Origin of the sequence: Pseudoalteromonas sp. S2721 (assembly GCF_005887425.1) — a bacterium.
Lineage (GTDB): Bacteria > Pseudomonadota > Gammaproteobacteria > Enterobacterales > Alteromonadaceae > Pseudoalteromonas > Pseudoalteromonas simplex.
On the sequence record NZ_PNCZ01000055.1, the window covers coordinates 18317 to 43483 of the forward strand.

The following is a 25167-nucleotide window of genomic DNA, read 5'->3' on the forward strand; positions in this document are numbered from 1 at the left end:
GCTAAGCATATCGGCATTACTTAACTATCCTAATTAACTCGTCCTTAGTTAATCTGAGATCTTTTACGACGAAGTGCCATCAGTGGTGCAACTGCTAGTAGTAACCAGCCGAATGAACCGCTTGATGATTTCTTGTCTTTTTCAATTTCTGTCTCTGGGATTACTGCCTCAGGGAAAGTACAGCTACCATTGTCAGTATTGGCGTTTTCATCATAGTTAGTTGCTGAGCTGTCAGTACAGCCAAGCTCTTCACCATCAGACATCACTGATAATACAAATGAGCTCATTGCTGCATCAGTTGGGTTAACGTTGTCGCTAACCTTTACTGTTACATCAATATCACCATGGAAGTGCGCCGCAGGTGTAATAGTCACAGTGCTACCTGAAGTGTGACCAGATACTTCATACGTGAAGTTTTCACCTAACACCTCGATTTGGTTGCTCACTTGGTTTTCGTCAGCATAAAGCACGTCAAAACTAATCGTTTCGTTCTCTGCGACCGACATATCAGTTAAGCCTGCCATTTCTAGGTTACCGATAACTTCAAGCTCAAGGGTGATGGTTTCATCATCTGCACCTTCTAAGCCGTTCACTAAGGTTAGTTGGTGAGTTTGGTTTGCTGCTTGTTCACCAATATAAGCCTGGAATTTTACGTCAAACTTAGAGATTTCAGGGCCTGTGTAGTCAAGACATACAACTAGGTCGTCGTGTAAGACTTCATCCATATTATTAAAGCCTAGCTTGTTACCGATATTTAAATCTATGGGTATGTCACCACTTATGAAGGCTCTGCCATCAGCGGCTTTTAGGCCAATAGAGCCCTGAGCATCGGCTAGATTAATATTGTCATACGCAAATAGTAGCTCATACTCACCTGGTTCATAATCAATCCCCATTCGCATAAACATCTCTACATCAATAAGTTGACCTTCGGTGTTGCTGCGTTGAATGTTATCCCATTCAAGTACTAACCACTCACGTGAAACTGTGTAAGTAGGGGTGATACCCGCATTGGCATCATAATTACCATAACCACCGTCCACACGCTCTGGGATCATGTTGTCACCAACCCAGAAAGGAGCGATAAGGTATGGCGGCGGAGGCGGCTGAGTGTAACCTTCTGGTAGGTCAACATGAAATGGTGATGTGCGACCTTGCGAACCAAATGTTACTAAGCCTGCGGGGTTGAGCTTTATAGCATCAAAGTGATACTTATTAAAAAATGGAAATGACACATCTAGATCTGTGTTCATTAGTTCTTTAAACGAGTACTCAAACTCATTGTAATATTGACCTTCAACTCCCTCAAGTGTTCGCCAGCCAAGTTCTCTTAGCTCTAAATAGTGAGGATCAGGCGAATGAGCCGCGGTTAATGAGCACATTTCATCGGTGATATTGGTAGTAATATTATAATTTCGGCCTACATCTTTTGTGGTTTCTTGTATGCCTACTAACGAAAGCATATTGTTATCTAACACTGGTTCAACAGGCGTTGAGTGTGTTGCAACAAGGCTATCAGGTATAATATTGATCCCATTAGGGAATTCTGTATTGAGCGCAAATTGACGTGCTTCATCCTCATTATTGGCAATGACACTAATTTCAAAGTCGACTAAATCACCGACAAATGTTTTTTCTTTGCTCGCCGTAAAAGTAACGTCCTTATCAACTTGCTCGATAATCACAGGTACAAAACCAAGATTGCCAATATCTTCTGGATTACTACCGATATCAAAGCCACCGAAGTAGATATCTCCTACTTCCATATCAGGTAAATTGTATGCAAGGTCAAGCTCAAAGTTATCGTAACCTGCTACGCTACTTGGTCCTGTCACAGTAAGTGAGCCATTGTCAGAGGTTGTAATTGCGGTTGCAAATGAAACTTCTATTCCTTCATCTACTTCACCGTAATCGTAGTTTTGCAAGTTCATATACAGAGTAAAATATTCACCTGCTTCAGGGTCTACAATGTTACAGAAGTTAGTTAGGGTGTAGCTAGTTGACATACATAGCGTTTCTTCAAAAGACGCAATGCCATCACCATTACTATCTTTACCCATAAATACCAATACGCGAGATTGTTCATTCATAACACTGGCGCTCAGCATTTTTGCGTCTTCTGGTACAGTGGTCCACTGAATGTGGTTGTTGTTTACAGCTTCACCGTCGACATCAACACTATCAAATGGGTCGCCTGGTGTGGTGTCGTTGAATAGGTGTACTGTTTCAACCTGACCTTTTACTAAGCCGTATGACTGTGTTGTTAAGTTGCTTATTTCACCCGTATTGAAAGGTCCTACTTTCATTGTTGCAGAGCGTCGGTGTGCGTCAATTTGAATAAATTCAGGTAAACCGGTGTCACCGGCAAATGTCCACACTGGCATCTCTAGAATCGGTGACTCAGGGTTATTAGAAGTCATGACGACTTGACCTTGATTGCCCGTGTAATCAATTAACTCTTGTGGCGTTGCTTGTTGGCTTGCTTCCACAGTAACAATGATACTTTGTGTTTCGCCAGCCCTGATATCAAAGCTGCTTGGCTCCACCGTTATTTTGCTGTTACCAATCCAATTTTCGGTATGTAGAGTCCAGCTTGCGTCTTCAGTTGCTGTAAAGGTTCTGATAAATGTACATTTAAAGCCGCAGTCATTATCAACCATGTAAGCCGTGTTTAATGCTTTTTCGCGGCCACCAAGACTTGGGTTTGCAGCAGCCATGTTAGCAATGCTTTCATCAAGCAATAAGCCTGTTTTATCTGCTCGCTCAACTTGCATTTTACCCGCACCCATTTCAGCAAGTGCTGCATCAAAGCCATCGTCTGCATAGTTGTTTAAGTATTGAGCAACTCCTAGCTGATTATTTGCAGTTAACATCAATGCAGATTGAATTTGCATTGGCGACCAGTCAGGATGAGATTGTTTTAACAATGCTGCCGCGCCTGCAACGTGTGGGCTCGCCATTGATGTACCAGACATAGATTGCCAATCTGAAGTTGCAGGATTATTTGTAAACGGTTGATCGTCTGATGATGGTGCGTAAATATCGACCCCAGGGGCTGCTACATCAACGAGTAAAGTATCAAAGCCAAAGTATGATGGACCACGACCAGAGAAATAAGCAATGCGGTCTTTATCCACTGCGTCTACGGTGCCCTCGGTTGCTTCAATGGTGCCTACGTGGCTGTCGCCTACGCTCAACCATTCTAGTAAGCTTGTACCATCAACATTTTTTATATGTATTGTAGGGATTGGGTAGGAAATAGAAGGAATAGTATAGCGATCATAAAAGGCACTTTGGTTATACACGATGAGGCCTTCAGCACCGCCCGCTTGTACATTTAATGATTTAGAATATAACGGATAAGAGCTGCGCTTACATACCACAATGACATCTTGTGCGCTTTCGTCAATAGCGGTTGCAGGATCATCAACTAAATCAAATGTACCTTCAGGGAATGGTTTGTCACAGTTAGCAAGTGCATAGCTAGAACTTTCATTCGGATTTTCAAAATCAGTCGCAGCAACAATTAAACCTGTTAACTCGTTAAAGTTGACACCAGCACCTTCAAAAGGACCAGGCGCTGAATTATCACCACCAGTTAAGTTTTTAAGTTGTTTATTGCCAAAGTTAACTTTGCTTGCAGGACTATATGCTGCAACAGTGGTAACCCAAGGAGAAGAGTGATCGGCTGTTGAATACTCAGGGCCACTGTTACCTGCCGCTACAGCGACAAATACACCACTTTCGGCTGCATTCATGAACGCTTGCTCAATTGGATCGCTCCATGGATCTTCTTCAAGACCGCCTAATGAAGCATTAAGTACATCAACATTATCAATAGCAGCTTGTTCAACGGCGGCTAAAATAGCGCTTGTTGGACAGCCTGCATAAGGGTCGCCAGAATTACCCGGCCAACATACTTGATATGAAATGATATTGGCATGGGGTGCCATACCTGATACTTGCGGGAAAGTTACATTGGTTTCTAAACCTGATGATTGGCTTTCATACTCAGTCAGTTTGTAAGGAATATCGTATAGGATATTACCCGCTGCTGTACCAGCAACGTGTGAGCCATGGCTATGATAGTCTTCACCATTTTCTGGGCGAGTCTCTTCAAATACCGAATCCACATAAGCTGCGGTGATCTCGGGATAAGAATAAACACCAATTAGCTTGTCGTTACACAGATCAGCAAATTCAGCGGTTGCACAGTCACCTAGGTACTTGTCGCCTAGTGGGTTGGTGTGAGTGTAGCCATCGCCGTCTACTGCTGCGAATGATGGGTGATCGGTATTGATACCTGTATCTATGATACCTACAACCGTGCCTTCACCTTTGTTGCTGCTAGGATTGCTAGCACTTGCGCTCCAAAGTGCAGAAGCACCTGTTTGTTCAATGGTATTAAAGGTATTTAGGCTGTAGATTTTTGAGCGAGTGATTTTCTTCACGCCAGCCACTTTAGCTAGGCGCTTCGCTTCATCTTGTGTCATTTTGGTGGTGAAACCGTTTAATGTCACATTAAATGTGCGCTCAACATTTAGTTGTAAGCCTTGTTGGCTCATTGCTGTATTAACAACTGATTGGCGCTTACTTGCTAGGTGGTTAGCGTAAGTTGCAATAGCAGGCTGCGCCATATTAAGCGTTGAGCGCGTTGATGCTTGTTGCGTCTGCATTACCACATCTTTAGTGCTCGCAAGCCCTTTAACACCACCTTGGTAAGTCGAAATTGGTGCATCGTCTAGTTGCACGATATAAGTTTGAATACCACTAACATCTTTCTCTGGTGTGAAAACGCGGCTTTGTTTTTTAACTGTGTTGTTAACCTTTTCTTCCCACACAAATTCATTGCTAACGGTTTGTTTTGGCGCATAGCCTGCCGGCTGTTCTGGCCATACTTGGTCATTTAGCGCAGCAGCAGACGTACCTACACCTAAGTAAAGTGCAGATGCGACCATCACTGATACTTTTTTCATATTGAACATGTGATCTAACTTCCCATGGATTTTATTTTTTTGGGGCAATTCCTAGCGGAATAGCAAGTTGGCTTGTAGTTATGTGAATTGAAAGACAAACTAAATGTTATGGTATAACAAATCTTTTTTAGCCAACAAACGAGCGGTTTTGGCGAAAAGCTATAAATATTGGGTTTTTCGCTTAAAAACCTTGCTGAATAGTTAAATATGTATGTGTTTTCATCAATAAAGCGTGAATAAATGGTTCACTTTGATACAGATTGATACATTTCTATAAAGGAAAGATGGGCCTAAATAGGATACTTGCTCTTGCTCCGCTTAAGGTTTGTGCGTTATCTAAGCTAAATTTGGCGTTGTTCCACAGGCACAGCTGCTTAACGATTGATAAGCCTAGGCCAACACCTTGGTAGCCTGTTTGGTGCACCGAAGCGGTTTTTGAAAATGGCTGCATAAGGCTGACGCGCTTGTGTTCTGGGATCCCCGGACCATCATCTTCAATCACTAACAAAGTGCCGTTTTTGCATTGTGAAAGCCTGATAAGAATTTGTGTTTTAGCAAAGCGAACCGCATTCCCGAGTAAGTTTTGCAATAAGCGTTGAAAGCTTTGTTTATCAACGCAAATTGCTGTTAATTCGCAGTCAAGACGAATAGCCAAAGGACAATAGCTTTGGAACTTAGTAATGCAGGGCTGTAATAGTTCGTCTGGGCAGTAGTCTTTCACTAGCAAGGCGGGTTCACATTGTTCAAGCTCGGCATAGGTTAAAAACTCTTCGACTAATAGCTCAAGTTCAATAATGTCTTGCAACACACTGTGCCGATAAGCATTGTTATCAACGACTGCTTCGAGGGCGAATTTAGCTCGCGATATAGGCGTTAAAAAGTCATGGGAAACAGCATTGATTAATTCACGCTGGCTTTGATTACGGTTATGAAGCGCTAATGCCATGTTATCGAAAGTATCGCCAATGCTCTTTAGCAGGCTAAAACGTGTGAAGTGCACTTGTGCTGTAAAGTCGGCGTTAGATATTTTACTACTGGCTTTGCGTAGCTTATTTAAGTCAAACAGCAGTGGACCTGTAAAAATCACCACAGCTAAGGCAAGGCTAGAGTAAAACAGTAGGCTCACTAAAGACTGATAACCCTGATCAGCAGGCTGGCTGTAGGGGCCAATGCTTAATAAGGTGTGCCTGTCATCAGCTAACTTATGAAAGTAAAGGTTGCTATTGGCATCGTTAACACTAATTACCTGACCTGCTAAAAGTGATGCCTGTAGTTGTTCACCAAGGTAAAAGTTTGCAAGAGGTGTGTGTTTAATAGCAGGATTATTGGGCGTAAGGCTTAAGATGCTTTCTGCTAATTGCTGTTCTGTACTGTAGCTCGGTGGGCTTGGAAAATAGGTTTCTAGTAACCAAGCGGCACTCCCTAGACAAACTGCTAGCGTTAAATACAAATAGCAAAATAGGCGTAGCAAACTGCATTACCCCCATGCTTGTGGAGAAAAAATATATCCTTTACCCCAAACAGTTACAATTTTTTGTGCTGGCACCGCTTCGTCACCGAGCTTTTTGCGTAAGCGGCTAATGCGGCCATCGATAGTGCGGCTTTGACCATCGTATTTACGGCCAATGGTGCCATCAAATAATTGGTCTCGACTGACCAACTGACCAGCTGATTGAGCTAGTTGGATCAGTATTTCGAACTCTGCACTGGTTAGTTCAAGTGGTTGGCTATACAAGTAAGCCTCGCGCTGAATGGTATTAATGCTTAAAGAACCAAAGCGAATGTTATGGGCGTTGTGAGTGGTACTTGTTGGCTTTACAGCTAGGCTGCGGCGAATGGTATTGTTAATTCGCGCTAATAAAATTGACGGGGAAACGGGTTTGGTTAGGTAATCATCGGCGCCTAGTTCAAGGCCAGTGATATGATCGACTTGGCTCTGCCTTGCAGTCATAAAAATAATTGGCGTATCTTGGACTTGTTTTAGTTCTTTAAATACCTCAAAACCATCTTCTGAACCTAATCCAATATCTAGCAAAATTAAATCGTATTTCTTACTGCTTGCTTGGTAACAAGCATGGCAACCACTGTCAAAATGTTCAATGATATAACCATGATTACTTAAATAATTAGAAACTAGCTGGGCAAGTTTTAAATCATCTTCAATGTATAAAATAGTATGCTGGCTCATCAAAAAATACTCCATGCGATATCACGACGACGTTTTTTTACGTGCTGGTGGAATAAACTAATTTCAGTGCTTTCTAAGGGTTCGAGCTGTTCGCTGAGTAGCTCTAACACAATGTTGCGATTGTTTTGCACTGTGATTGCAAAGTTCTGTCCTTGGCTTGGTTTATGGCAGAATAGTCTAATTTGTTGATCAGTAACGCGAATGCACACTGTTTTGCTGACTTCGGTGTACCAATTAATCGAGACATCCATCACACAGTCTTGCTCTGCCGTCACACAGTTTTCTGGTGATACTTCAATGTAGCCTGCTTTTGCGAATGTGCTGTCGATATATACGAGGCTACAGATGAGTAAAAATGAGAGAAGCTTGCTAAGTAACATCATTAGAAATTCCATGCAAAGCCAGCATAAAAAGACAGTAAGTTGCTGTCATTGATAAGGGGGCTATCGGCGATACCTGATGATAAGCGTTGGTATTTTATATCGCTTATAAATTGCCATTGTTGATTAAATTGATATTGGTAACTGGCTTTAAGGCTATATTTTTGACTAGAGCGACCTAAATAAGGGCTAAATCCAGCGCCCATTTCTTGCAACGCACTACCATAGTAGTAATCCACTAAACCAGCACTTAAATGCTGTAACTCTACGCCGAGCAAAACCAGATGTTGATCAAATAAAAACAAGCGCTGTGCAGACAATGCGCCTTGTAACCCTTTGTGATAGTTGGTGAGTTCCATTGACCAATACGCGCTAAAACGCCAGTTTTGCCAGTCAACGATTGCTTCAATACCGCTCATGGCCGACAGTTTACGTTTTGATATTTTAGTAATATCACCGCGGCGTTTTATCACCACTGGTGTTTCGACACCTGAACCGGGTGGTGGTGGCGTCATTGAGGGGCGACCGCTAGCTGTTCTAACCGCGGCTAATATAGCTGAATGCTTAGTAAAATATAGGCCATCCTCATTAAGTTGGGTGAATAACGACACTTGATAGTTATTGCCCCACACGGGGGTCCAAGCAAACTGAGTATTTGCAAATGAAAAGTCACCGGCGAATACCTCAATACGCGGTAGGGCATAAAGAGGAATGTCGTCTTTTTTATAAACCGGGTTGGCGAGCTGACCATAGCCTAAGCTTACACCAAGGCTTACTCCTTCATCTGCTAAATACGCAGAATTAGTGCTACTTGCCGTTGGTGAAAGGAAAAATGCACTAATTAGAAATAAAACTCGTAGCCCAAGCGAGCAACTACCTAGAACAGTCACAAATAAACAACCTAAATGAAAAGTCTCGTTAACATTAAGTCGTTATTAATGGCTTGAACAATGAAATAATGTACCAAATTGTAGCAAGGTCTGGCTCTTGTAATCTAAATTAGTTAAGGGAATTACTTGATAAATAAGCATATTTCACTACTTTTGCTTGGTTATTTTGAGCGGTGTTTTCATTTCTTTAGTTAGAAAAAGTTATTAACAATAAAATGGTGTTAAAACCTGCGCTTAGCGGTACAAAATGGGCCTAAATACACGTCATTACTGGCATAGCGCTTTATTAAGTTGCTATTTGGGTGAGTTTTTGCGATATTATTTATATTATAATATTAACAGGAAGCTAATAAGATGACTCTGCCTAGTTCTCAATCTGCAAATGCTATTCGCATACTTGCTGTCGATGCCGTTCAACAAGCTAACTCAGGCCACCCTGGTGCGCCGATGGGTATGGCTGATATTGCAGCTGTATTGTGGCAAAACTTTCACCGTCATAACCCATTAAACCCAGACTGGTCTAACCGTGACCGCTTTGTGTTATCGAATGGCCATGGTTCAATGCTGCAATATGCATTGTTACACCTTAGCGGTTACGACGTAAGTATTGAAGATATTAAGCAATTCCGTCAGCTTCACTCTAAAACACCGGGTCACCCAGAATATGGTTACACACCGGGTGTTGAAACAACGACAGGCCCATTAGGTTCTGGTATTGCTAACGCAGTTGGTATGGCAATCGCTGAAAAAACCTTAGCAGCGCAATTCAATAAGCCACAATTTGATATTGTTGATCACTTTACTTACTGCTTTATGGGTGATGGCTGTTTAATGGAAGGTATCTCGCACGAAGCATGTTCGCTGGCAGGTACATTAGGCCTAGGCAAGCTAATCGCATTTTGGGATGACAATGGCATCTCTATCGATGGTGAAGTAGAAGGGTGGTTTACCGACGATACACCTGCACGTTTTGAATCTTACGGTTGGCAAGTTATCCGTGATGTTGATGGTCACGATATGAATGCAATTGCGGGTGCAATCGAAGCGGCACAAAGCAATACTACGCAACCAACACTAATCTGTTGTAAAACAGTGATTGGTTTTGGCTCGCCAAACAAATCAGGCAGCCACGACTGTCACGGTGCACCACTGGGTCACGACGAAATCGCTGCAGTACGTGAGCAGCTAAATTGGCCACACCCAGCATTTGAAGTTCCTCAAGAGGTTTATAACGAGTGGAATAATCAAGCGAAAGGCCAAGAGCTTGAAGGTGCATGGCAGCAAAAGTTTGCAGCTTATAGCAAAGCACACCCTGAACTAGCAAAAGAATACACACGTCGTGTTCTTGAAAAAGCATTACCAGCTAACTTCGCTGAATTAGCTGATGAGTACATTGCTAAATGCCAAGCCGACATGCAAAACATTGCGACACGTAAAGCATCACAAAATGCGATCACTTTCTTTGCTAACCAGCTTCCAGAATTAATGGGTGGCTCTGCTGACCTTGCCGGTTCTAACTTGACCTTATGGCCAGAAGCAAAAGGTTTACAAGATGCAGCTGATGGTAACTACGTATTCTATGGCGTACGTGAGTTTGGTATGAGCGCAATCATGAATGGTATTGCATTACATGGTGGTTTCATTCCATTTGGCGCAACCTTCTTAATGTTTATGGAATACGCATGTAATGCTGTACGTATGGCAGCATTGATGAAAGCACAGAGCATTTTTGTGTATACCCATGACTCAATCGGTCAAGGTGAAGATGGTCCAACTCACCAGCCAATCGAGCAAATCGCTAACCTTCGCATGACACCAAATATGACTGCATGGCGTCCGTGTGATGAAACTGAAGCTGCGGTAGCTTGGCGCCAAGCGTTATTAAAAGAAACAGGCCCAAGTTCACTGATCTTCAGCCGTCAGGGTACAAAAGCGATGGCACGTGATGCACAGCAAGTTGCTGACATTGCTAAAGGGGGTTATGTACTTGTTGATAGCGAACAAGCTGCAGAGCTTATCCTTATTGCAACGGGTTCTGAGGTAGAACTAGCTGTGAATGCTGCTGCTGAATTAACAGCACAAGGCAAGCAAGTTCGCGTGGTATCTATGCCATCAACGAATCAGTTTGACAGCCAAGACAAAGCATACCGTCAAAGCGTGCTACCAGCGGGTACACCAAAGATTGCTGTTGAAGCTGCACACCGTGACTTCTGGTTCAAGTATGTTGGCCAAGATGGTGATGTACTAGGTATGGACACATTTGGTGAGTCAGCGCCTGGCGCAGTACTGCTTGAGCACTTTGGTTTCACAGTGGCAAACCTAGTTGCAAAAGCAAACGCATTACTTGCTGAATAATGTGACTGGCTAAAAATTATCGTAATCGCAACACGATAAGCCTGCCTTTGTGATGATGTGCAGGCAATAAAAAAGCCCGCAAACTTTGGTTTGCGGGCTTTTTGCTGCTTAAACAATCGGTTTAAACTAATTCGCTTAAGATTGACTCTAGTTTCTCTTGGTCAATTGCGAACTGACGAATACCTTGGCTTAGCTTTTCAGTTGCCATGGCATCTTCATTCATTTCCCAGCGGAAAGCCTGCTCGGTCATGGCTGCTGGCGCGTCTGCTTTTTCTGTTGCTGGTAATAGCTTTTGAGTTAATGGTGCGTCAGTTGCAGCTAGTTCAGCAAGTAATTTAGGGCTGATAGTTAAACGGTCACAACCTGCTAGTTCTTGGATTTCACCGATGTTACGGAAGCTTGCGCCCATTACAATCGTGTCGTAGCCGTGCTTTTTGAAGTAGTTGTAGATATGCGTGACTGACTTAACGCCCGGATCGTTAGCACCGTCGAAATCAGCGCTTGCATCTTGTGCTTTGTACCAGTCAAGAATACGACCAACGAATGGTGAAATTAGGTAAGCACCTACTTCGGCACAAGCGCGTGCTTGAGCAAATGCAAATACCAGCGTTAGGTTACAACGGATACCCTGTGCTTCAAGTACTTTAGCCGCTTGAATACCTTCCCATGTTGAAGCAATTTTGATTAACACGCGCGATGTATCGATACCTTGCTCTTTATATAGAGCAACAAGCTCAAGTGCTTTATCAATGGTTGCTTGAGTATCAAATGATAAACGCGCATCCACTTCTGTTGAAACTAAACCCGGCACTTGCTCCATTAATTTAGAGCCAATTAATACCGCTAGCTTGTCAGCTGCTTTTGTTACAACTTCAGCTGCGTCACTGCTTTGTGCTTTTGCCCATGATACGGCTTCGGCAGCAAGTGGGCGATATTTCTCAATTTGAATCGCGTTTAAGATTAGTGATGGGTTTGTTGTTGCATCTTGCGGTTTATATTCGTTGATTGCTTCAAAATCACCCGTGTCAGCAACAACGGTTGTCACTGCTTTAAGTTGTTCTAATTGACTAGACATAGTTATCTCATTCTTATCATACAAAAGTTAATGTAGTGGCTTTAACCTATTATTTGTGCTGAAAAAACAATCTAATCTTCCAGAGAAACTGCGCAATAAATCGCCCGCCAGCAGCAAATAATCCTGTTAATAATATTTTTATAATACCTTTACAATCTGGTATTGTTGATATTATCATACAAATAAAGATAATGACTAACAATGTTAGTAAGCAATTAGTGAAAGGTAATTATGTCTCGTTATACGTTGGGATTAGACTACGGGTCAGACTCGGTAAGAGCATTACTCGTTGATGTTGCGACTGGTGAAGAACTTGCCAGCCATTTAGTAAACTACCCGCGCTGGGCACAAGGCTTATATTGTGACCCAAGTAAGGATCAGTTTCGTCAGCATCCACAAGACTATATTGATAGCCTTGTAGAAGTAGTAAATGGTCTATGGTCACAAGTTCCAGCGGGTACTGCAGACAATGTAGTGGGTATGAGCTTTGATACAACTGGCTCAACGCCTGTGGCAATTAATAGCCAAGGTACACCACTGGCATTAACTGAAGAATTTGCAGAAAACCCAAATGCAATGTTCATTTTGTGGAAAGACCATACGTCTATTAAAGAAGCAAATGAAATCACTGCAGCTGCCACTAACAACGAAGTGAACTACCTTTCACACATGGGCGGTATCTACTCTTCTGAGTGGTACTGGGCCAAAGCATTACATATTTTCCGCGTTGATAGCAGTGTAAAAGCAGCCACTTATTCATGGGTTGAGCACTGCGATTGGATGACCGCGCTAATGTGCGGCACAACTCACCCTGAAGTATTAAAGCTAGGGCGTTGTGCAACGGGCCACAAACAAATGTGGAATGAGCAGTGGGGCGGTTTCCCACCAAACAGCTTCTTCAGCAATATCGATCCACTATTAGATGGTGTTGTTGATACGTTAAATGCAACCACAGAGCCAAGCGACCAAGTTGCCGGCAACTTAACTGCTGAGTGGGCCGAGAAGCTAGGTTTACCACAAGGTATTGTTGTTGGTTACGGTGCATTTGACTGTCACATGGGGGCAGTTGCAGCCAATGTTCGCCCTGGTGTTCTAACTAAAGTAATGGGTACCTCAACGTGTGACATCACTGTAACGTCTCAAGTGCAGCTAGGTGATACTTGCGTTAAAGGTATTTGTGGTCAAGTTGACGGCTCAGTGATCCCTGGAATGGTTGGCTTAGAAGCAGGTCAATCTGCGTTTGGTGATTTATACGCATGGTTCAAGAACCTCGTACTTTGGCCAACTCGCCAACTTACAAATTTATCTGACGCTGAGCAAGCGTTAGTTAACAAGCTAGAAGACTCAATCTTAGTTGAGTTATCAAAAGCGGCAGCTGCATTGCCTGTAACAAGCAACGATGTAACGGCGCTTGATTGGGTAAATGGTCGTCGTACGCCAGATGCTGACCAAAGCGTTGCCATGGCATTAACAGGCTTAAAAATGGGCACTGATGCACCTAAGTTCTTCAAAGCGCTTGTTGAAGCAACTGCGTTTGGCGCACGTGCTATCACTGAGCGTTTCCGTAGCGAAGGCGTGCCAATCGAGTCTGTGGTCGTTATCGGCGGTATTTCTAAAAAATCAGACTACGTAATGCAAACCTGTGCTGATGTTTGGAATTGCCCAATCGACGTTTTAGAAAGTGAGCAAAGCTGTGCATTGGGTGCGGCAATTATGGCTGCGGTTGCTGCAGGTGAGCACGCAACAGTAGAAGATGCTCAAAAAGTAATGGCGTCGTCAGTATGTCATCAGTACTTACCAAACCCTGAGCGCGTTGCTGTGTATGACGAGCTTTATGCTAACTACCAAGCACTTGCAAGCTATGTAAACGGAGACAAAGCATGAGTTTTACTGAACTAAAACGTGAAGTCTATGAAGCGAACATGGAGCTGCAACGTCGTGGCTTAGTAATTTATACCTTTGGTAACGTATCGCAAATCGACCGCGACAAAGGTGTGATTGCAATTAAACCAAGTGGTGTTTCGTACGACCAAATGAAAGCCGACGACATGGTTATCGTTGACCTTGAAAACAACATTGTTGAAGGTTCTATGCGTCCGTCTTCTGACACAAAAACACATGTTCATTTATATCGCCACTTTGATTCAATTGGCGGTGTAACACACACGCATTCGACCTATGCAACTGCATGGGCGCAAGCAAAACAAAGCATTCCTTGCCTTGGCACAACTCACGCTGACTATGTACACGGTGACATCACCTGTACTCGTGAGCTAACCGATGAGCAAGTGAATGGCGATTATGAATTAGAAACCGGTATTCAAATTACTGATGCGTATCAAGACCGCGATCCGAAAGCTGCACCTATGGTGATTGTTGCGGGTCATGCGCCTTTCACGTGGGGTAAAGATGCCGCTCAGTCTGTATACCATGCCGCGCTACTCGAAGAGATTGCACGCATGGCGTATTTAACACGCACTTTAGATCCACACGCAGCTGAACTTAAAAAAGCTGTGATGGATAAACATTATCTACGTAAGCACGGTAAAAACGCGTATTACGGTCAGAGCAAATAGCAAGAATTTAGAGGATTATTAACATGACGACGATGACGAAAGAAGTCTGGTTTGTTACCGGCTCACAACATCTTTATGGTCCTAAGGTGTTAGAAACGGTTGCCAAAGACAGCGAAGCAATTGTAGCGGGCTTAAACAGCGAAGCGAACCTACCAGTAAACTTGGTATGTAAGCCTACCGTTAAATCACCTGAAGAAATTCACGCTGTTTGCCAAGCGGCAAATACGGATCCTAACTGTGTTGGTTTAGTTTTATGGATGCACACTTTCTCACCTGCGAAAATGTGGATTGCTGGCCTAAGCGAATTACGTAAGCCTTGGTTACACCTTCATACTCAGTTCAATGCAGCCCTTCCTTGGTCTGACATCAACATGAACTACATGAATACGCACCAAAGTGCACACGGTGACCGTGAGTTCGGTTTCATCGGTACTGTAATGCGTAAAGAGCGTAAAGTTGTTGCAGGTCACTGGCAACGTGCTGACGTACAACAGCAGTTAGATGACTGGTGTCGTGCGGCAAAAGGTTGGGCAGAAAGCCAAACACTTAAAGTTGCGCGTTTTGGCGACAACATGCGTCAAGTTGCGGTGACTGAAGGTAACAAAGTTTCAGCGCAAATTACTTTTGGTTATGAAGTACATGCGTTTGGTGTCGCTGAGCTTGTAAAAGTGGTTGATACAATCACAGAAGACGAAATCGATGCACAGTTAGAGCTATATAAGCAAGACTATGTAATTGCTGACGAAACTCTACAAGACGATTACGCAGTGAAAATGCTACGCAACGAAGCACGTTTAGAGCTTGGTATGGAGCGTTTCTTAGAGAAAGGTGGCTTTAAAGCATTCACAAACTGTTTTGAAGACTTATCAGGTCTTTCTGGTCTTCCGGGTCTTGCTACACAGCGCCTAATGTCGAAAGGCTATGGTTACGGTGGTGAGGGTGACTGGAAAACAGCTGCTATGGTTCGCATCATGAAAGTAATGGGTGAAGGCCGTGAAGGTGGTTGTTCATTCATGGAAGATTACACTTACAACATGGGTGAGACTGACCAAGTACTTGGCGCACACATGTTAGAAGTGTGTCCTTCAATTGCAGCGCAAAAACCACGTCTTGAAGTTCACCAGCACACTATTGGTGTGAAATGTGATGTAGGTCGTTTATTGTTTACTGCAAAACCAGGTGCTGCAATCAACGTATCACCAATTGATATGGGTAACCGTTTCCGTATTCTAATTAACGAAGTAGACACAGTGGCTCCGCCAGCTGATTTACCTCACTTACCTGTTGCTTCAGCGCTTTGGGAACCAAAACCAAATCTATCTGTAGCATCAGCTGCATGGATCCACGCCGGTGGTGCACACCACACTGCATACAGCCAAGCAGTAACAACCGATATGATTATCGATTTTGCTGAAATGGCTGGCGTTGAAACGATGATCATCGATAACGATACGACGATCCGTGGTTTCAAAACAGAGCTTCGTCATAACGCAGCTTACTACATGCTAAAACGTGGCCTGTAAGAATTAGTACTTTATGTACTAGAACGTGCTGTGTGTGAGCACGTTCACCCCAAATTTTGTTGTCGATTAAGCCAGTGATGAGCCACGCTCTTCGCTGGCTTATGCTATTGTGAAGCGAAACTTTTTAGGAGTAGATATGATCGATTTAAGCGCCTACCAAGGCATTATTTTTGATATGGATGGCACCTTGATTGACTCAATGGGCAGTCACTTAAAGGCATGGCAAAAAGCTTGCGAAGCTTATGGGTATCCATTCGATTACGACTACATGTATAGCTTAGGCGGCATTCCGACCGTTAAAACAATTGAAATGCTTAACGAAAAATTTGGTTTAGATCATGACCCCTTGGTTGTGGCAAAAGATAAACACCAGTTTTGGGTTGATTTACAACATCATCCACTGGTGATTGACGAAACCGTCGCAGTACTTGAAAAGTACCATGGTGTATTGCCAATGGGTGTGGGCACGGGGGCTGATCGCGAGCATGCAATTGATCATCTAACAGAGACTAATTTAATTAATAAAATTGGTGCCTTAGTGACTGCCAGTGATGTTAGTAAAGGCAAGCCGAATCCAGAAACATTCTTAAAAGTAGCAGCGCTTTTAGGTGTTGAACCAAGTCAATGTGTGGTGTTTGAAGACACGCAAATTGGCTACCAAGCCGCCAAAAGTGCGGGGATGGATTGCATCATGGTGAAAGACGGCAAAATCCAACTTTAGCGATTAAATTTGCAATGACACCTGTATTTGTATTATAAAACTATAAATACAATTACAAAAAGGTTATTCATATGTCATTGCAATGTGTTTTCCAAGGTTTAAAAACAACTCATCAAACAGCCAGTTCGAACACGAAAAAGTCGCGCGGGCTTTATGCATTGTTGGTGACATGTGGGATTGCCCTTACACCAGCGTGTGCTCATCAAGGAGACAATATGACGACTTCCCCTTCAGCATCAATGACGGCCTATGGCGTACTTGCTGATCAAACGCCAGTTAATCAAGTAACGCTGACTAACAGCAATGGTATTAGCGTTGATGTGATTAACTACGGCGGCATTATCACGCGTATTGAAACGCCAGATGAAAAAGGCGAAATGGGTAATATTGTACTGGGTTTAGATAACCTAGAAGCATACACAAAAGCGACAACTTACTACGGTGCAATCATCGGTCGTTTTGGTAACCGTATCGCAAACGGTAAATTCACCTTAAATGGCACTGAATACCAATTAGCGACTAACGATGGTGACAACCATTTACATGGTGGTGTACAAGGTTTCGACAAAAAAGTGTGGAACATGACACCGTTCACGACGCAAAACAGCGCAGGTGTAACCTTAAGCTTAGTGAGCCCTGATGGTGACCAAGGTTACCCGGGTGAAGTGACGACAGAAGTGACTTACACGCTAACGAACAACAACACGCTAGATATGCAGTTTATTGCAACAACAAGCAAGCCGACCATCATCAATATGACGCAGCACAGCTACTTTAACCTAGCGGGTAAAGGCGACATTCTTGATCACCAAATGCAAATTAACGCAAAAGCAATTACGCCTGTGGATGGCGGCTTGATCCCAACTGGTGAGTTGATGGATGTGGCTGGCACACCGTTTGACTTCCGTACTGCTAAAGCAATCGGTCAAGATATCAAAGCAAGCAATGAACAACTGAAACTTGGTAAAGGTTATGACCATAACTTTGTGCTTAAAGACACGCCAAGCAATGAACTTGTTGAAGCGGCGACGGTTTACGAAGCAAACTCTGGTCGTACGTTAACAGTTTACACAGAAGAGCCAGCAGTACAGTTTTATTCAGGTAACTTCTTAGACGGTAGTACTCAGCAAGCGTCTGGCTTAGTGCATAATTTCAGAAGTGGTTTTTGTTTAGAGCCACAGCATTTCCCTGATGCACCTAATCAGCCAACGTTCCCAAGCACAACATTACTGCCAGGTGACGTGTATTCAACACGCATCGTGTACGAATTTGGTACAAAATAAAGGAACACAAACGTGAAAACAACAAAGCTTAAAAACGCAATGCAAAAGGCTGGTTTAGCTAGCCTATTTGCCTTGTCGTTTGGCGCTCTGACGGGCTGTCAGACTACGGCTGAAGACAACACAGCCAAAGCAGATGTCGCAGCCACAGCAAAAGCGCCAATTCAAGATGATGGTATTTTTACTAATCCTCTTTTCCCAAATGGCGCCGATCCATGGCTTGAGTATTGGGATGGTAACTATTACCTAACTACAACAACGTGGACTTCTGAGTTAGTGATGCGTAAATCACCAACATTAGCGGGCCTTGCAGATGCAACACCTATCAATGTTTGGTCTGATTCGAACCCTGAGCGTTGCTGTAACTTCTGGGCGTTTGAGTTCCATCGTCTAAAAGGGCCAAACGGCTACCGTTGGTACATGATGTACACAGCTGGTACTGATGGCACTTTAGATAACCAACACTTAAACGTATTAGAAAGTGCTGGTGATGATCCTATGGGTCCATACGAATACAAGGGCGCATTAATGCCTAACGTATGGAACATCGACGGTAACTACCTAACATACAAAGACAAGCTATATGTGATCTACTCACAATGGCAGGGTGATCAGCAATTAAACATTATTGCTGAAATGGAAAACCCATGGACTCTGAAGAAGAACTCACCACATACGGTGATCACGCGTCCTGAGTTAGATTGGGAAATCAGTGGTCGTAAAGTCACTGAAGGCGCTGAAATTTTACAGCACAATGGCCGTACGTTTATGACGTACTCAGCAAGCTTCTGTAATACGCCAGATTACAAACTAGGTATGCTTGAGCTTGTTGGTGACGATCCGCTTAAAGCGAGCAGTTGGAAAAAATACGAAAAGCCAGTATTTGAGCGTACAGAAGAAGTGTTTGGCCCAGGTCACAACGGCTTTTTCACATCGCCAGACGGCACAGAAGATTGGTTAGTTTATCACGGTAATGATTCGGTAGAGCACGGTTGTAGTGCGACGCGTTCATTACGTGCGCAAAAATTCACTTGGAACGACGATGGCACACCAAGCTTTGGTAAACCATTAACACCAGGCGTTGAAGTAGCTCCGCCATCAGGTGAATACGGCCCACTGGTAACGCGAGTGCAAGGTCAACGTTACCAATTAGTGAATGCAACAAGCGGCTTATGTTTAGACATTGCAGCTGATCCACAAGATGCACGTGCAGTTCAACGTCAGTGTGCAAGCACCAATGGTCAATGGGTTATTGATGCAACAACAGATGGTTTTGTTCGTTTAGCTAACCGTGAAGACAGCAAGTTCTTAGAGCTTGAAAGCTGTAATGACGCAGATAACGCTAAAGTACAATCTGCAGCATGGCGCAATAACTTCTGTCAGCAATGGAAAGTAGCACCAAGTACAGATGGTAATGTCTCTATTACTAACCGTTACACAGGCAAGCCATTAGCGGTTGCTGGTTGTTCTGCCGCACAAAACCAAGCGGTTTTACAGCAAAGCGACGCAACAGCGTGTGGCGACTGGCAATTACGCCCTATGGGCAGTGTTGTCGTATTAACCCAACAAAGTGGTAAAGCACTTAGCGTGGCTGGTACGGTTAAAGCGGGTACCAATGTTGAGCAACAAGCTTTTACGCATAAAGATGCACAGCAATGGTTCTTCACACCAACAGATACAGGCTATGTAAGTCTTAAACAAAGCGCTGACAGCGAGTTCTGTGCTGCGGTAGCTGATAACGCCCTAGTACCAGGTGCCAACGTAGAAATGGCGTCTTGTGCTGCGAAAACAGCACAGTGGCGTATTGCTCCGGTAGAAGGCGGTGGCGTGATGCTAATCAACCGCTACACAAAACAAGCGCTTGGCTTAAGTAACTGTGGTTTAGCTGAAAACACTAACTTCGCACAACAACCAGATTTAGGTAACAAGTGCCAAGTGTTCCATCTGCGTGAACCAAATTAAGTTATAAGTAAAAAATCGACTCAACCAAAGCCACTTCATTTATGAGTGGCTTTTTTTATAGCTGAAAGCTGCAAGTTAGCGAGAGTAAAGTTAGCGAGAGTAAAGTTAACGAGAGTAAAGTTAACGAGAGTAAAGTTAACGAGAGTAAAGTTCCAAGCTGAGCGGTGGGGTATGTTGGTGATATGTTTGTCTGCTCGTAGGGTATTGCTTTCATGACGTGCCAAGCAAGCGTGACGCCTACCATATTACTTGCCCTACTCATTCTTCGGGTAGCTTGGTTTGAGCGAAGCGAAACCCAACATAATCCATCTCAAACTTTGCAAACTCCTAATTAATAAAATAACCTAAAGGTTGCCACTGGCCATTATTTTTACTCAAACTGATTGTTTCCATGCCACTGTCTTGATTAATGAATTCGGTTTTAAATTTAATAACTAAATACTCGCCATCAGGTAATCCCGAAAGTGATGAATACTCTGAAGTGGAAAAGTAAGTTCTAGACATCACTCTACCAAGAGGAACTCGCGCGTAATCTAATGCTTTAAGCCATTTTGTTTGTGGAGTCTTTGCTTTAAATTGTGGATCAGTTTGTTCCCAGCTTTTTATATATTCACCATTGTCCACTAAAGTTAACCATGCTCTTGCGGTAAGAATTGGGTTTGTTTCATCGGCTGTGGCAAAAAAGCACACCCAAAGACATGTCATTAATAAAAATCTTTGTAGCGTAAATCCATTTACAGAAAGTAATAAAATTTGACGCATAACACGCCCTCACTTCGTTGATAGGGGGAGTCCATAGTACGATTGAGCTGGCTAATTTCTATACTAACAAAGTATTGCTCAGCGGGGTTTTGACAAGGTTAAGCTTTGATTTAATTCTAGGAGAGCTTTAATTTCGAACTTATTAGAAGGTTAAATCTTTTGTTTTCTTAATGTTATGGCTTTGATTTTAAAGTTAAATGTTTAACTTTTCTCTATTGTGGTAGTGTGCCTAGATGACAGATGAGATAACTGATTTTAGCCGCAAAGGAAGTTTCGTATTTCCGCACTCGATATTTCAGAGCCCGCATATTCACTGGGTTTTGACTCGCTTTTGGGTGTTATATGAGGAGTGAGCAAGGGGAAAGTTGCAAGAGCAAATCTTGAGACTTAAAGCTCAAAGCCTTCATCAAACTAACACACTCATTAGCACTCCGGGATCGCTAATACCAGCTTCTTTTAGCGCATCGCTAATTGATTGGCTAAGAGACATTATTTGCGTTTGGATTTCCATAACCATCTTGGTCTGTGTTTCAACTTGCACTTTTACAGTTTCATCTTCTTGGTTTTTGAGTGCTTGCAGTTTGGCTAATTGCTCTTTGGCAAGTTCGAGTTGTTCTTTGAGCTTTTCAAGTTGTTCAACCATTTTGCGAATATGTGCGGGGAGTTCGCTAGATACTTCTTCTTTTTGAGCGGGCTCTACTTCACGACCAGAGAGCTTATTCATTTCTTGGTTGCTGAGTTTGTAGCCTACTTTTGAGTTGGTATTACTGCTTGCTGTATCTGCGTTTGAGTTAGTTAACGCACTTGCTAATGAGTTAATAGCCATAATGAGAGCGATGAAAGTGAATGATATGTATGTATCGGCAAAAGGTACTAAAGCTTTAGAAAAAAGCCGGGTTTTCACCCGGCCTTTTCAGACAACAAATAGTTGAGGTGAGGCAGCTCACCTCACTTTGTTACTCTTGTGCAGGTGCTGCATCAAAGAGTGCTTTTATTTCTTCAGCGCTAATCGCACCGTTGAAAATTTTCAGTTCATCGATAGCACCGTGGTATGGCGTATCCCAGTAGTTAACACCTAGAGCAAACTCATTTGTTTCACCAGGAACCGTGAATACACGTGGGAAGCCATCGGCTTCTAGCTGTAGTTCACCGTTAACATACATCTTCAGTACATCACCGTTTGTACCATCAACAGTGAAAGCAACATGTGTCCACTCTTTTGCAGGAATACGGCTATCTAGTTCTGCATTATCGAAGAAGGCACCGTTATTTGCCCATAAACGCGTTAGCGCTGTGTCAGCCATCGATGGTACATAACTTAACCATGCGTTTGCACTTGCGCCGGCAAAGAACGCTGTTGTGTAATCTGTGAAGCTTTCTGGTTTAAGCCACATAGATACTGAGTAGTCATTAGTTGTGATTAGGTTATCCGGTAAACGAACACCTGAACCTTCTAGGAATACTGCTTGACCAATTACACCGTCAACATAGCTTACGCTACCGCCAGTATTATTGATGAACCCCCCCGTTGATTTACCCGCCGCGTATGCGCCGTTTAATGCACTTAGGTCACCTTCAAAGCTGTATTCAGCAGGTGCAAGTGATTTTAAGGTTACATCGAATGACTTAGTATCCGTAAAGTCTTTGTACTTAATAGTTGCAGTTAATGTCACTACTTGGTCGCCAGCAGACGCACTTGGTTGTGTCACAACAGCTGTGCCATTAACTGGTTTTAAGTACTCTTCGTTGTTTGACGTCCAGCTAATACCAGATACAAATGGACCTACTCGTGGTAATTCAAAGTTATCACGTACTGCAGATACATCACCTAAATCAAGCGCACTCTTTATGAATGCAGGGAAGTTATCTGGGTTGGTTTGGTTTGTCATTGCTGCAGCATTAATATTAAAACTATTCAAGGCATAGTCATATACAATGAATTCATCAATTTGACCTTGGAAAGGTAAGTCCCAACCGTAGTTCACACCCAGCGCAAAGTTACTAGATTCATGGCTGAACATATCGGGGCGAGGCATAGAGCCAACTAATACCCCATTCGAGTAATAGTTCATAACCCCTTCATCATAGCTAATAGCCACATGAGTCCATGCGCTTAGAGTCGCTTTTTGCGTATGGACTATTTGATTCCATAGCTCTTCACCATTATCACCAAGATAAAAACTCCAAATTAATGGATTTTCGGTAAAATGAGCAGCTCCAGCAGGTATGTAGCTAATCCAACGATTGACATTTTCTGCTGCAAAGAATAGTGGTGTGTAAGGATTGAGAGTGTCTGGTTTTGACCAAAAAGAAACTGTAAAACTGTCAGAGTTAATAATTTCATCAGGTAAGCGTACGCCGGTTGCACCGTCAAAGTTAAATGCTTTACCTGTTTGACCTTCTGCGTATGCAGCTGTACCAGCACCTACATTTAGTAGGTTGTTATCTGTTACACCCGCATCATCAAGATTATCCAGACTATCACTTAGTGAGTCTTCAAATGCATAGTGAGCAATCGCATTTTTAAACTCAGGGCGTGCTTCAAGGTTTACATTAAATGTCTTGGTTGTGCTCTCACCGTTTAAAGAGATATTAGCCGTTAAAGTAACCGCTTTATCACCGCGATCTGGCGTTGGAATGAATACTGAGCCTTCACTGGTGATGTAGTATTCATCGCTACTTTCCCAGTTAATTACAGCACCGTCTTTACCTTTAGTTGGTAATGAGTAACCTTCGTCAGCAATTGATAATTCAGTTTTGATATCTAGTGCTTCTTGAACAGTGCTCAGCACGTTTGTAGTTGCGGTAATTTCATCACGTTTACTTGCCCAAATGGTTGCACCTTCGCTTGATGTTGCTGATACAGTGACAACCATCGTTTTAGTTGCATCATCCCATTGCCATTTAGCGACACCAAAGTACGTACCAGAATCTAACTCAAGCTTAATATTTGAGTCATCAATCATGTACCAGATACCTGGATCATCACCTGTTACTGAGTGATCTTCATTTAGTGCAATATGCATTGAACGAATAGCATCTGTATTTACATCAGTGCCATGATTGATAAATTTGTAATAACCGTAAAGTTCATCTGCCACAACCATGTTGTCGCCTTCAAGCGGTACGTAGCGCTGCGGTGAAGCCATAGGCCAACCTAATGAGTTAATGAACATTTCATGTACGCGAACTTGGTGTGCTTCTGTATTTTCAGGGAACTCAGTAGACGTTTGTGGAAAACGCGTATGCGTGATTAATAAATGACGTCCTGTCGCTTCATCGTAGTAAGCAGAGTTATGGCCCGGTGATTGGTAGCCCCATGCAGGTGCTGTTTCGCCAAGTTCTTGCGTGTACTCAAAGCCGCCCATTAGTTTTTCACCAACTTCTAAGCCGCCTAATGTTGAAATATCGTTACCTGCGTTGTCTAGGTAAGGGCCATCCGGTGTTTTTGAACGAGCTACACGGATATTGTAACCACCGTTTAAGTCAAGGCCACCAGTAGAATAAAATAAGTAGTAATATTCACTTTCTGGACTGTACATTACGAAAGCACCTTCGATGAAGCGCCCAGCACCACCAAGAAGGTGTTTTCCATAGCCTTGACCAGCTTCTGGCATGCCCGCTTCTTCGTCCATAGCCAGTATAAAAATACCACCATGATGAGAACCGTACACCATCCACAGTTTGCCGTCTGTATCATAGAATGCCGCTGGGTCGATCACATTCGGATCTATGCCACCATCATAGGTCGTTTGCCCGTTATCTAGAGGGTATGCAGCAAACTCAGCTTCATTGCGATAGCCGCTACGTAAGAAAATGCCTTTGTTTGTATAAGGGCCTTCAATATTGTCGGCTTCAGCTAATCCTAAATAACCTCTATCCCAACAAATTTGATCATTAGTTATGTCAGTCGTTTTGGTATTGTCTTGTCCGCAGCTATTATAGTAGAACCAAAATTTACCATTTGGTGATTGAATTACATCGGCTGCCCAGTTACTAGGGTAACCATCGGTCCACTCAACGCCTTCGGCTATTTCTGCTAAGTAATTGTAATCAAACAACGGGCTTTCATTGACCTGTAATACATCTTGCCCGTCTACTTTTACTACTGAAGGCGAGGAAACCATTTCCCAGTTCAAGAGATCAGTTGATTTAGCGGCAGCAAGGTGTGAACCAAAAATATAATAAGTGTCGTCAACTTTAACGACAGAAGGATCGTGCACGCTTACATTGGTAACCATTACGCTACCTGATTCAGTGTATTCAACACTGCTGCTTACTGTCGGTTTTGCACTTTGCGGGTCGGCAACCGCTGGTGCTGTGTCAAGCTTAGTACCATCTTCTTTGCCACAACCTGTAACAGCCAAAGAGCAGGCTATGACCATGGCTAATTTATTTAATTTCATTTTATGTGTCCTCTTGAAACTGGGATTCATTTTTTTTATTCGATTGTTGTCAATAAAATTGCCGCGTGCCTAT

At 43.1% G+C, this 25167-nt stretch carries 16 protein-coding genes; 7 read left to right on the plus strand and 9 right to left on the minus strand.

The features are described 5' to 3' along the window. Positions 1-44: 44 nt before the first annotated feature. From CWC02_RS21080 to CWC02_RS17480, 5 genes are all read right to left on the minus strand, one after another. Positions 45-4985, minus strand: coding sequence for a S8 family serine peptidase (locus tag CWC02_RS21080; protein WP_138619591.1), 4941 nt, complete (start codon positions 4983-4985; stop codon positions 45-47). 262 nt (positions 4986-5247) lie between these two features. Then, positions 5248-6447 (minus strand): ATP-binding protein, encoded by a 1200-nt coding sequence (locus tag CWC02_RS17465; RefSeq protein ID WP_138619592.1) that lies wholly within the window; start codon positions 6445-6447, stop codon positions 5248-5250. A gap of 6 nt (positions 6448-6453) precedes the next feature. Further along, complete coding sequence (locus CWC02_RS17470) at positions 6454-7164, minus strand: response regulator transcription factor (RefSeq protein ID WP_166341275.1); 711 nt, start codon at positions 7162-7164, stop codon at positions 6454-6456. Further along, a complete protein-coding gene (locus tag CWC02_RS17475; protein WP_171043862.1) occupies positions 7164-7547 on the minus strand; it encodes a DUF3019 domain-containing protein in 384 nt (127 codons plus the stop codon). The genes CWC02_RS17470 and CWC02_RS17475 overlap by 1 nt, the downstream gene beginning before the upstream one ends. Next, positions 7547-8434 carry a MipA/OmpV family protein gene (locus CWC02_RS17480; protein ID WP_138619594.1) on the minus strand — a complete coding sequence of 296 codons (888 nt, stop codon included), beginning with the start codon at positions 8432-8434 and terminating at the stop codon, positions 7547-7549. The genes CWC02_RS17475 and CWC02_RS17480 overlap by 1 nt, the downstream gene beginning before the upstream one ends. 354 nt (positions 8435-8788) lie before the next feature. On the opposite strand from CWC02_RS17480, the gene tkt reads away from it, so the two are divergent. Then, a complete protein-coding gene (gene tkt / locus CWC02_RS17485; protein WP_138619595.1) occupies positions 8789-10789 on the plus strand; it encodes a transketolase in 2001 nt (666 codons plus the stop codon). 121 nt (positions 10790-10910) lie between these two features. Here the strand turns inward: tkt and tal are convergent, their stop codons facing one another. Continuing rightward, positions 10911-11864: a transaldolase gene (gene tal, locus CWC02_RS17490; protein ID WP_138619596.1), complete on the minus strand. Its 954-nt coding sequence runs from the start codon at positions 11862-11864 to the stop codon at positions 10911-10913. Positions 11865-12095: 231 nt separating this feature from the next. On the opposite strand from tal, the gene CWC02_RS17495 reads away from it, so the two are divergent. The 6 genes from CWC02_RS17495 (at position 12096) to CWC02_RS17520 (ending at position 19926) form a co-directional block, all read left to right on the plus strand. After that, positions 12096-13748 (plus strand): ribulokinase, encoded by a 1653-nt coding sequence (locus tag CWC02_RS17495; protein WP_138619597.1) that lies wholly within the window; start codon positions 12096-12098, stop codon positions 13746-13748. Beyond that, on the plus strand, positions 13745-14440 hold the full coding sequence (locus CWC02_RS17500) for an L-ribulose-5-phosphate 4-epimerase (protein ID WP_063528078.1): 696 nt from the start codon (positions 13745-13747) through the stop codon (positions 14438-14440). The genes CWC02_RS17495 and CWC02_RS17500 overlap by 4 nt, the downstream gene beginning before the upstream one ends. Before the next feature lie 23 nt (positions 14441-14463). Next, positions 14464-15963: an L-arabinose isomerase gene (gene araA, locus CWC02_RS17505; protein WP_054552271.1), complete on the plus strand. Its 1500-nt coding sequence runs from the start codon at positions 14464-14466 to the stop codon at positions 15961-15963. 136 nt (positions 15964-16099) lie between these two features. Continuing rightward, complete coding sequence (locus CWC02_RS17510; RefSeq protein WP_138619598.1) at positions 16100-16684, plus strand: HAD family hydrolase; 585 nt, start codon at positions 16100-16102, stop codon at positions 16682-16684. 71 nt (positions 16685-16755) lie between these two features. Then, positions 16756-17967: an aldose epimerase family protein gene (locus CWC02_RS17515; protein ID WP_138619599.1), complete on the plus strand. Its 1212-nt coding sequence runs from the start codon at positions 16756-16758 to the stop codon at positions 17965-17967. A 12-nt stretch (positions 17968-17979) separates the two neighbouring features. Further along, positions 17980-19926: a family 43 glycosylhydrolase gene (locus tag CWC02_RS17520; protein ID WP_249364129.1), complete on the plus strand. Its 1947-nt coding sequence runs from the start codon at positions 17980-17982 to the stop codon at positions 19924-19926. 327 nt (positions 19927-20253) lie between these two features. Here CWC02_RS17520 and CWC02_RS17525 read toward each other — a convergent pair whose 3' ends face one another. The 3 genes from CWC02_RS17525 to CWC02_RS17535 all read right to left on the minus strand — a co-directional run bounded on the left by CWC02_RS17525 (position 20254) and on the right by CWC02_RS17535 (position 25094). Beyond that, positions 20254-20688 carry a DUF4019 domain-containing protein gene (locus CWC02_RS17525; protein ID WP_249364130.1) on the minus strand — a complete coding sequence of 145 codons (435 nt, stop codon included), beginning with the start codon at positions 20686-20688 and terminating at the stop codon, positions 20254-20256. Between the two features lie 406 nt (positions 20689-21094). Further along, positions 21095-21514, minus strand: a complete 420-nt coding sequence (locus CWC02_RS17530) for a hypothetical protein (protein WP_138619600.1) — start codon at positions 21512-21514, stop codon at positions 21095-21097. Between the two features lie 130 nt (positions 21515-21644). Then, a complete protein-coding gene (locus tag CWC02_RS17535) occupies positions 21645-25094 on the minus strand; it encodes a LamG-like jellyroll fold domain-containing protein (RefSeq protein ID WP_138619601.1) in 3450 nt (1149 codons plus the stop codon). Positions 25095-25167 lie beyond the last annotated feature (73 nt).

Bases quoted from the DNA above. Each gene is read 5' to 3' on its own strand.
- CWC02_RS21080 (WP_138619591.1), bottom strand. From the start codon at position 4,985: ATGTTCAATATGAAAAAAGTATCAGTGATGGTCGCATCTGCACTTTAC.
- CWC02_RS17470 (WP_166341275.1), bottom strand. From the start codon at position 7,164: ATGAGCCAGCATACTATTTTATACATTGAAGATGATTTAAAACTTGCC.
- CWC02_RS17475 (WP_171043862.1), bottom strand. From the start codon at position 7,547: ATGATGTTACTTAGCAAGCTTCTCTCATTTTTACTCATCTGTAGCCTC.
- tkt (WP_138619595.1), top strand. From the start codon at position 8,789: ATGACTCTGCCTAGTTCTCAATCTGCAAATGCTATTCGCATACTTGCT.
- tal (WP_138619596.1), bottom strand. From the start codon at position 11,864: ATGTCTAGTCAATTAGAACAACTTAAAGCAGTGACAACCGTTGTTGCT.
- CWC02_RS17495 (WP_138619597.1), top strand. From the start codon at position 12,096: ATGTCTCGTTATACGTTGGGATTAGACTACGGGTCAGACTCGGTAAGA.
- CWC02_RS17500 (WP_063528078.1), top strand. From the start codon at position 13,745: ATGAGTTTTACTGAACTAAAACGTGAAGTCTATGAAGCGAACATGGAG.
- araA (WP_054552271.1), top strand. From the start codon at position 14,464: ATGACGACGATGACGAAAGAAGTCTGGTTTGTTACCGGCTCACAACAT.
- CWC02_RS17510 (WP_138619598.1), top strand. From the start codon at position 16,100: ATGATCGATTTAAGCGCCTACCAAGGCATTATTTTTGATATGGATGGC.
- CWC02_RS17515 (WP_138619599.1), top strand. From the start codon at position 16,756: ATGTCATTGCAATGTGTTTTCCAAGGTTTAAAAACAACTCATCAAACA.
- CWC02_RS17525 (WP_249364130.1), bottom strand. From the start codon at position 20,688: ATGCGTCAAATTTTATTACTTTCTGTAAATGGATTTACGCTACAAAGA.
- CWC02_RS17530 (WP_138619600.1), bottom strand. From the start codon at position 21,514: ATGGCTATTAACTCATTAGCAAGTGCGTTAACTAACTCAAACGCAGAT.
- CWC02_RS17535 (WP_138619601.1), bottom strand. From the start codon at position 25,094: ATGAAATTAAATAAATTAGCCATGGTCATAGCCTGCTCTTTGGCTGTT.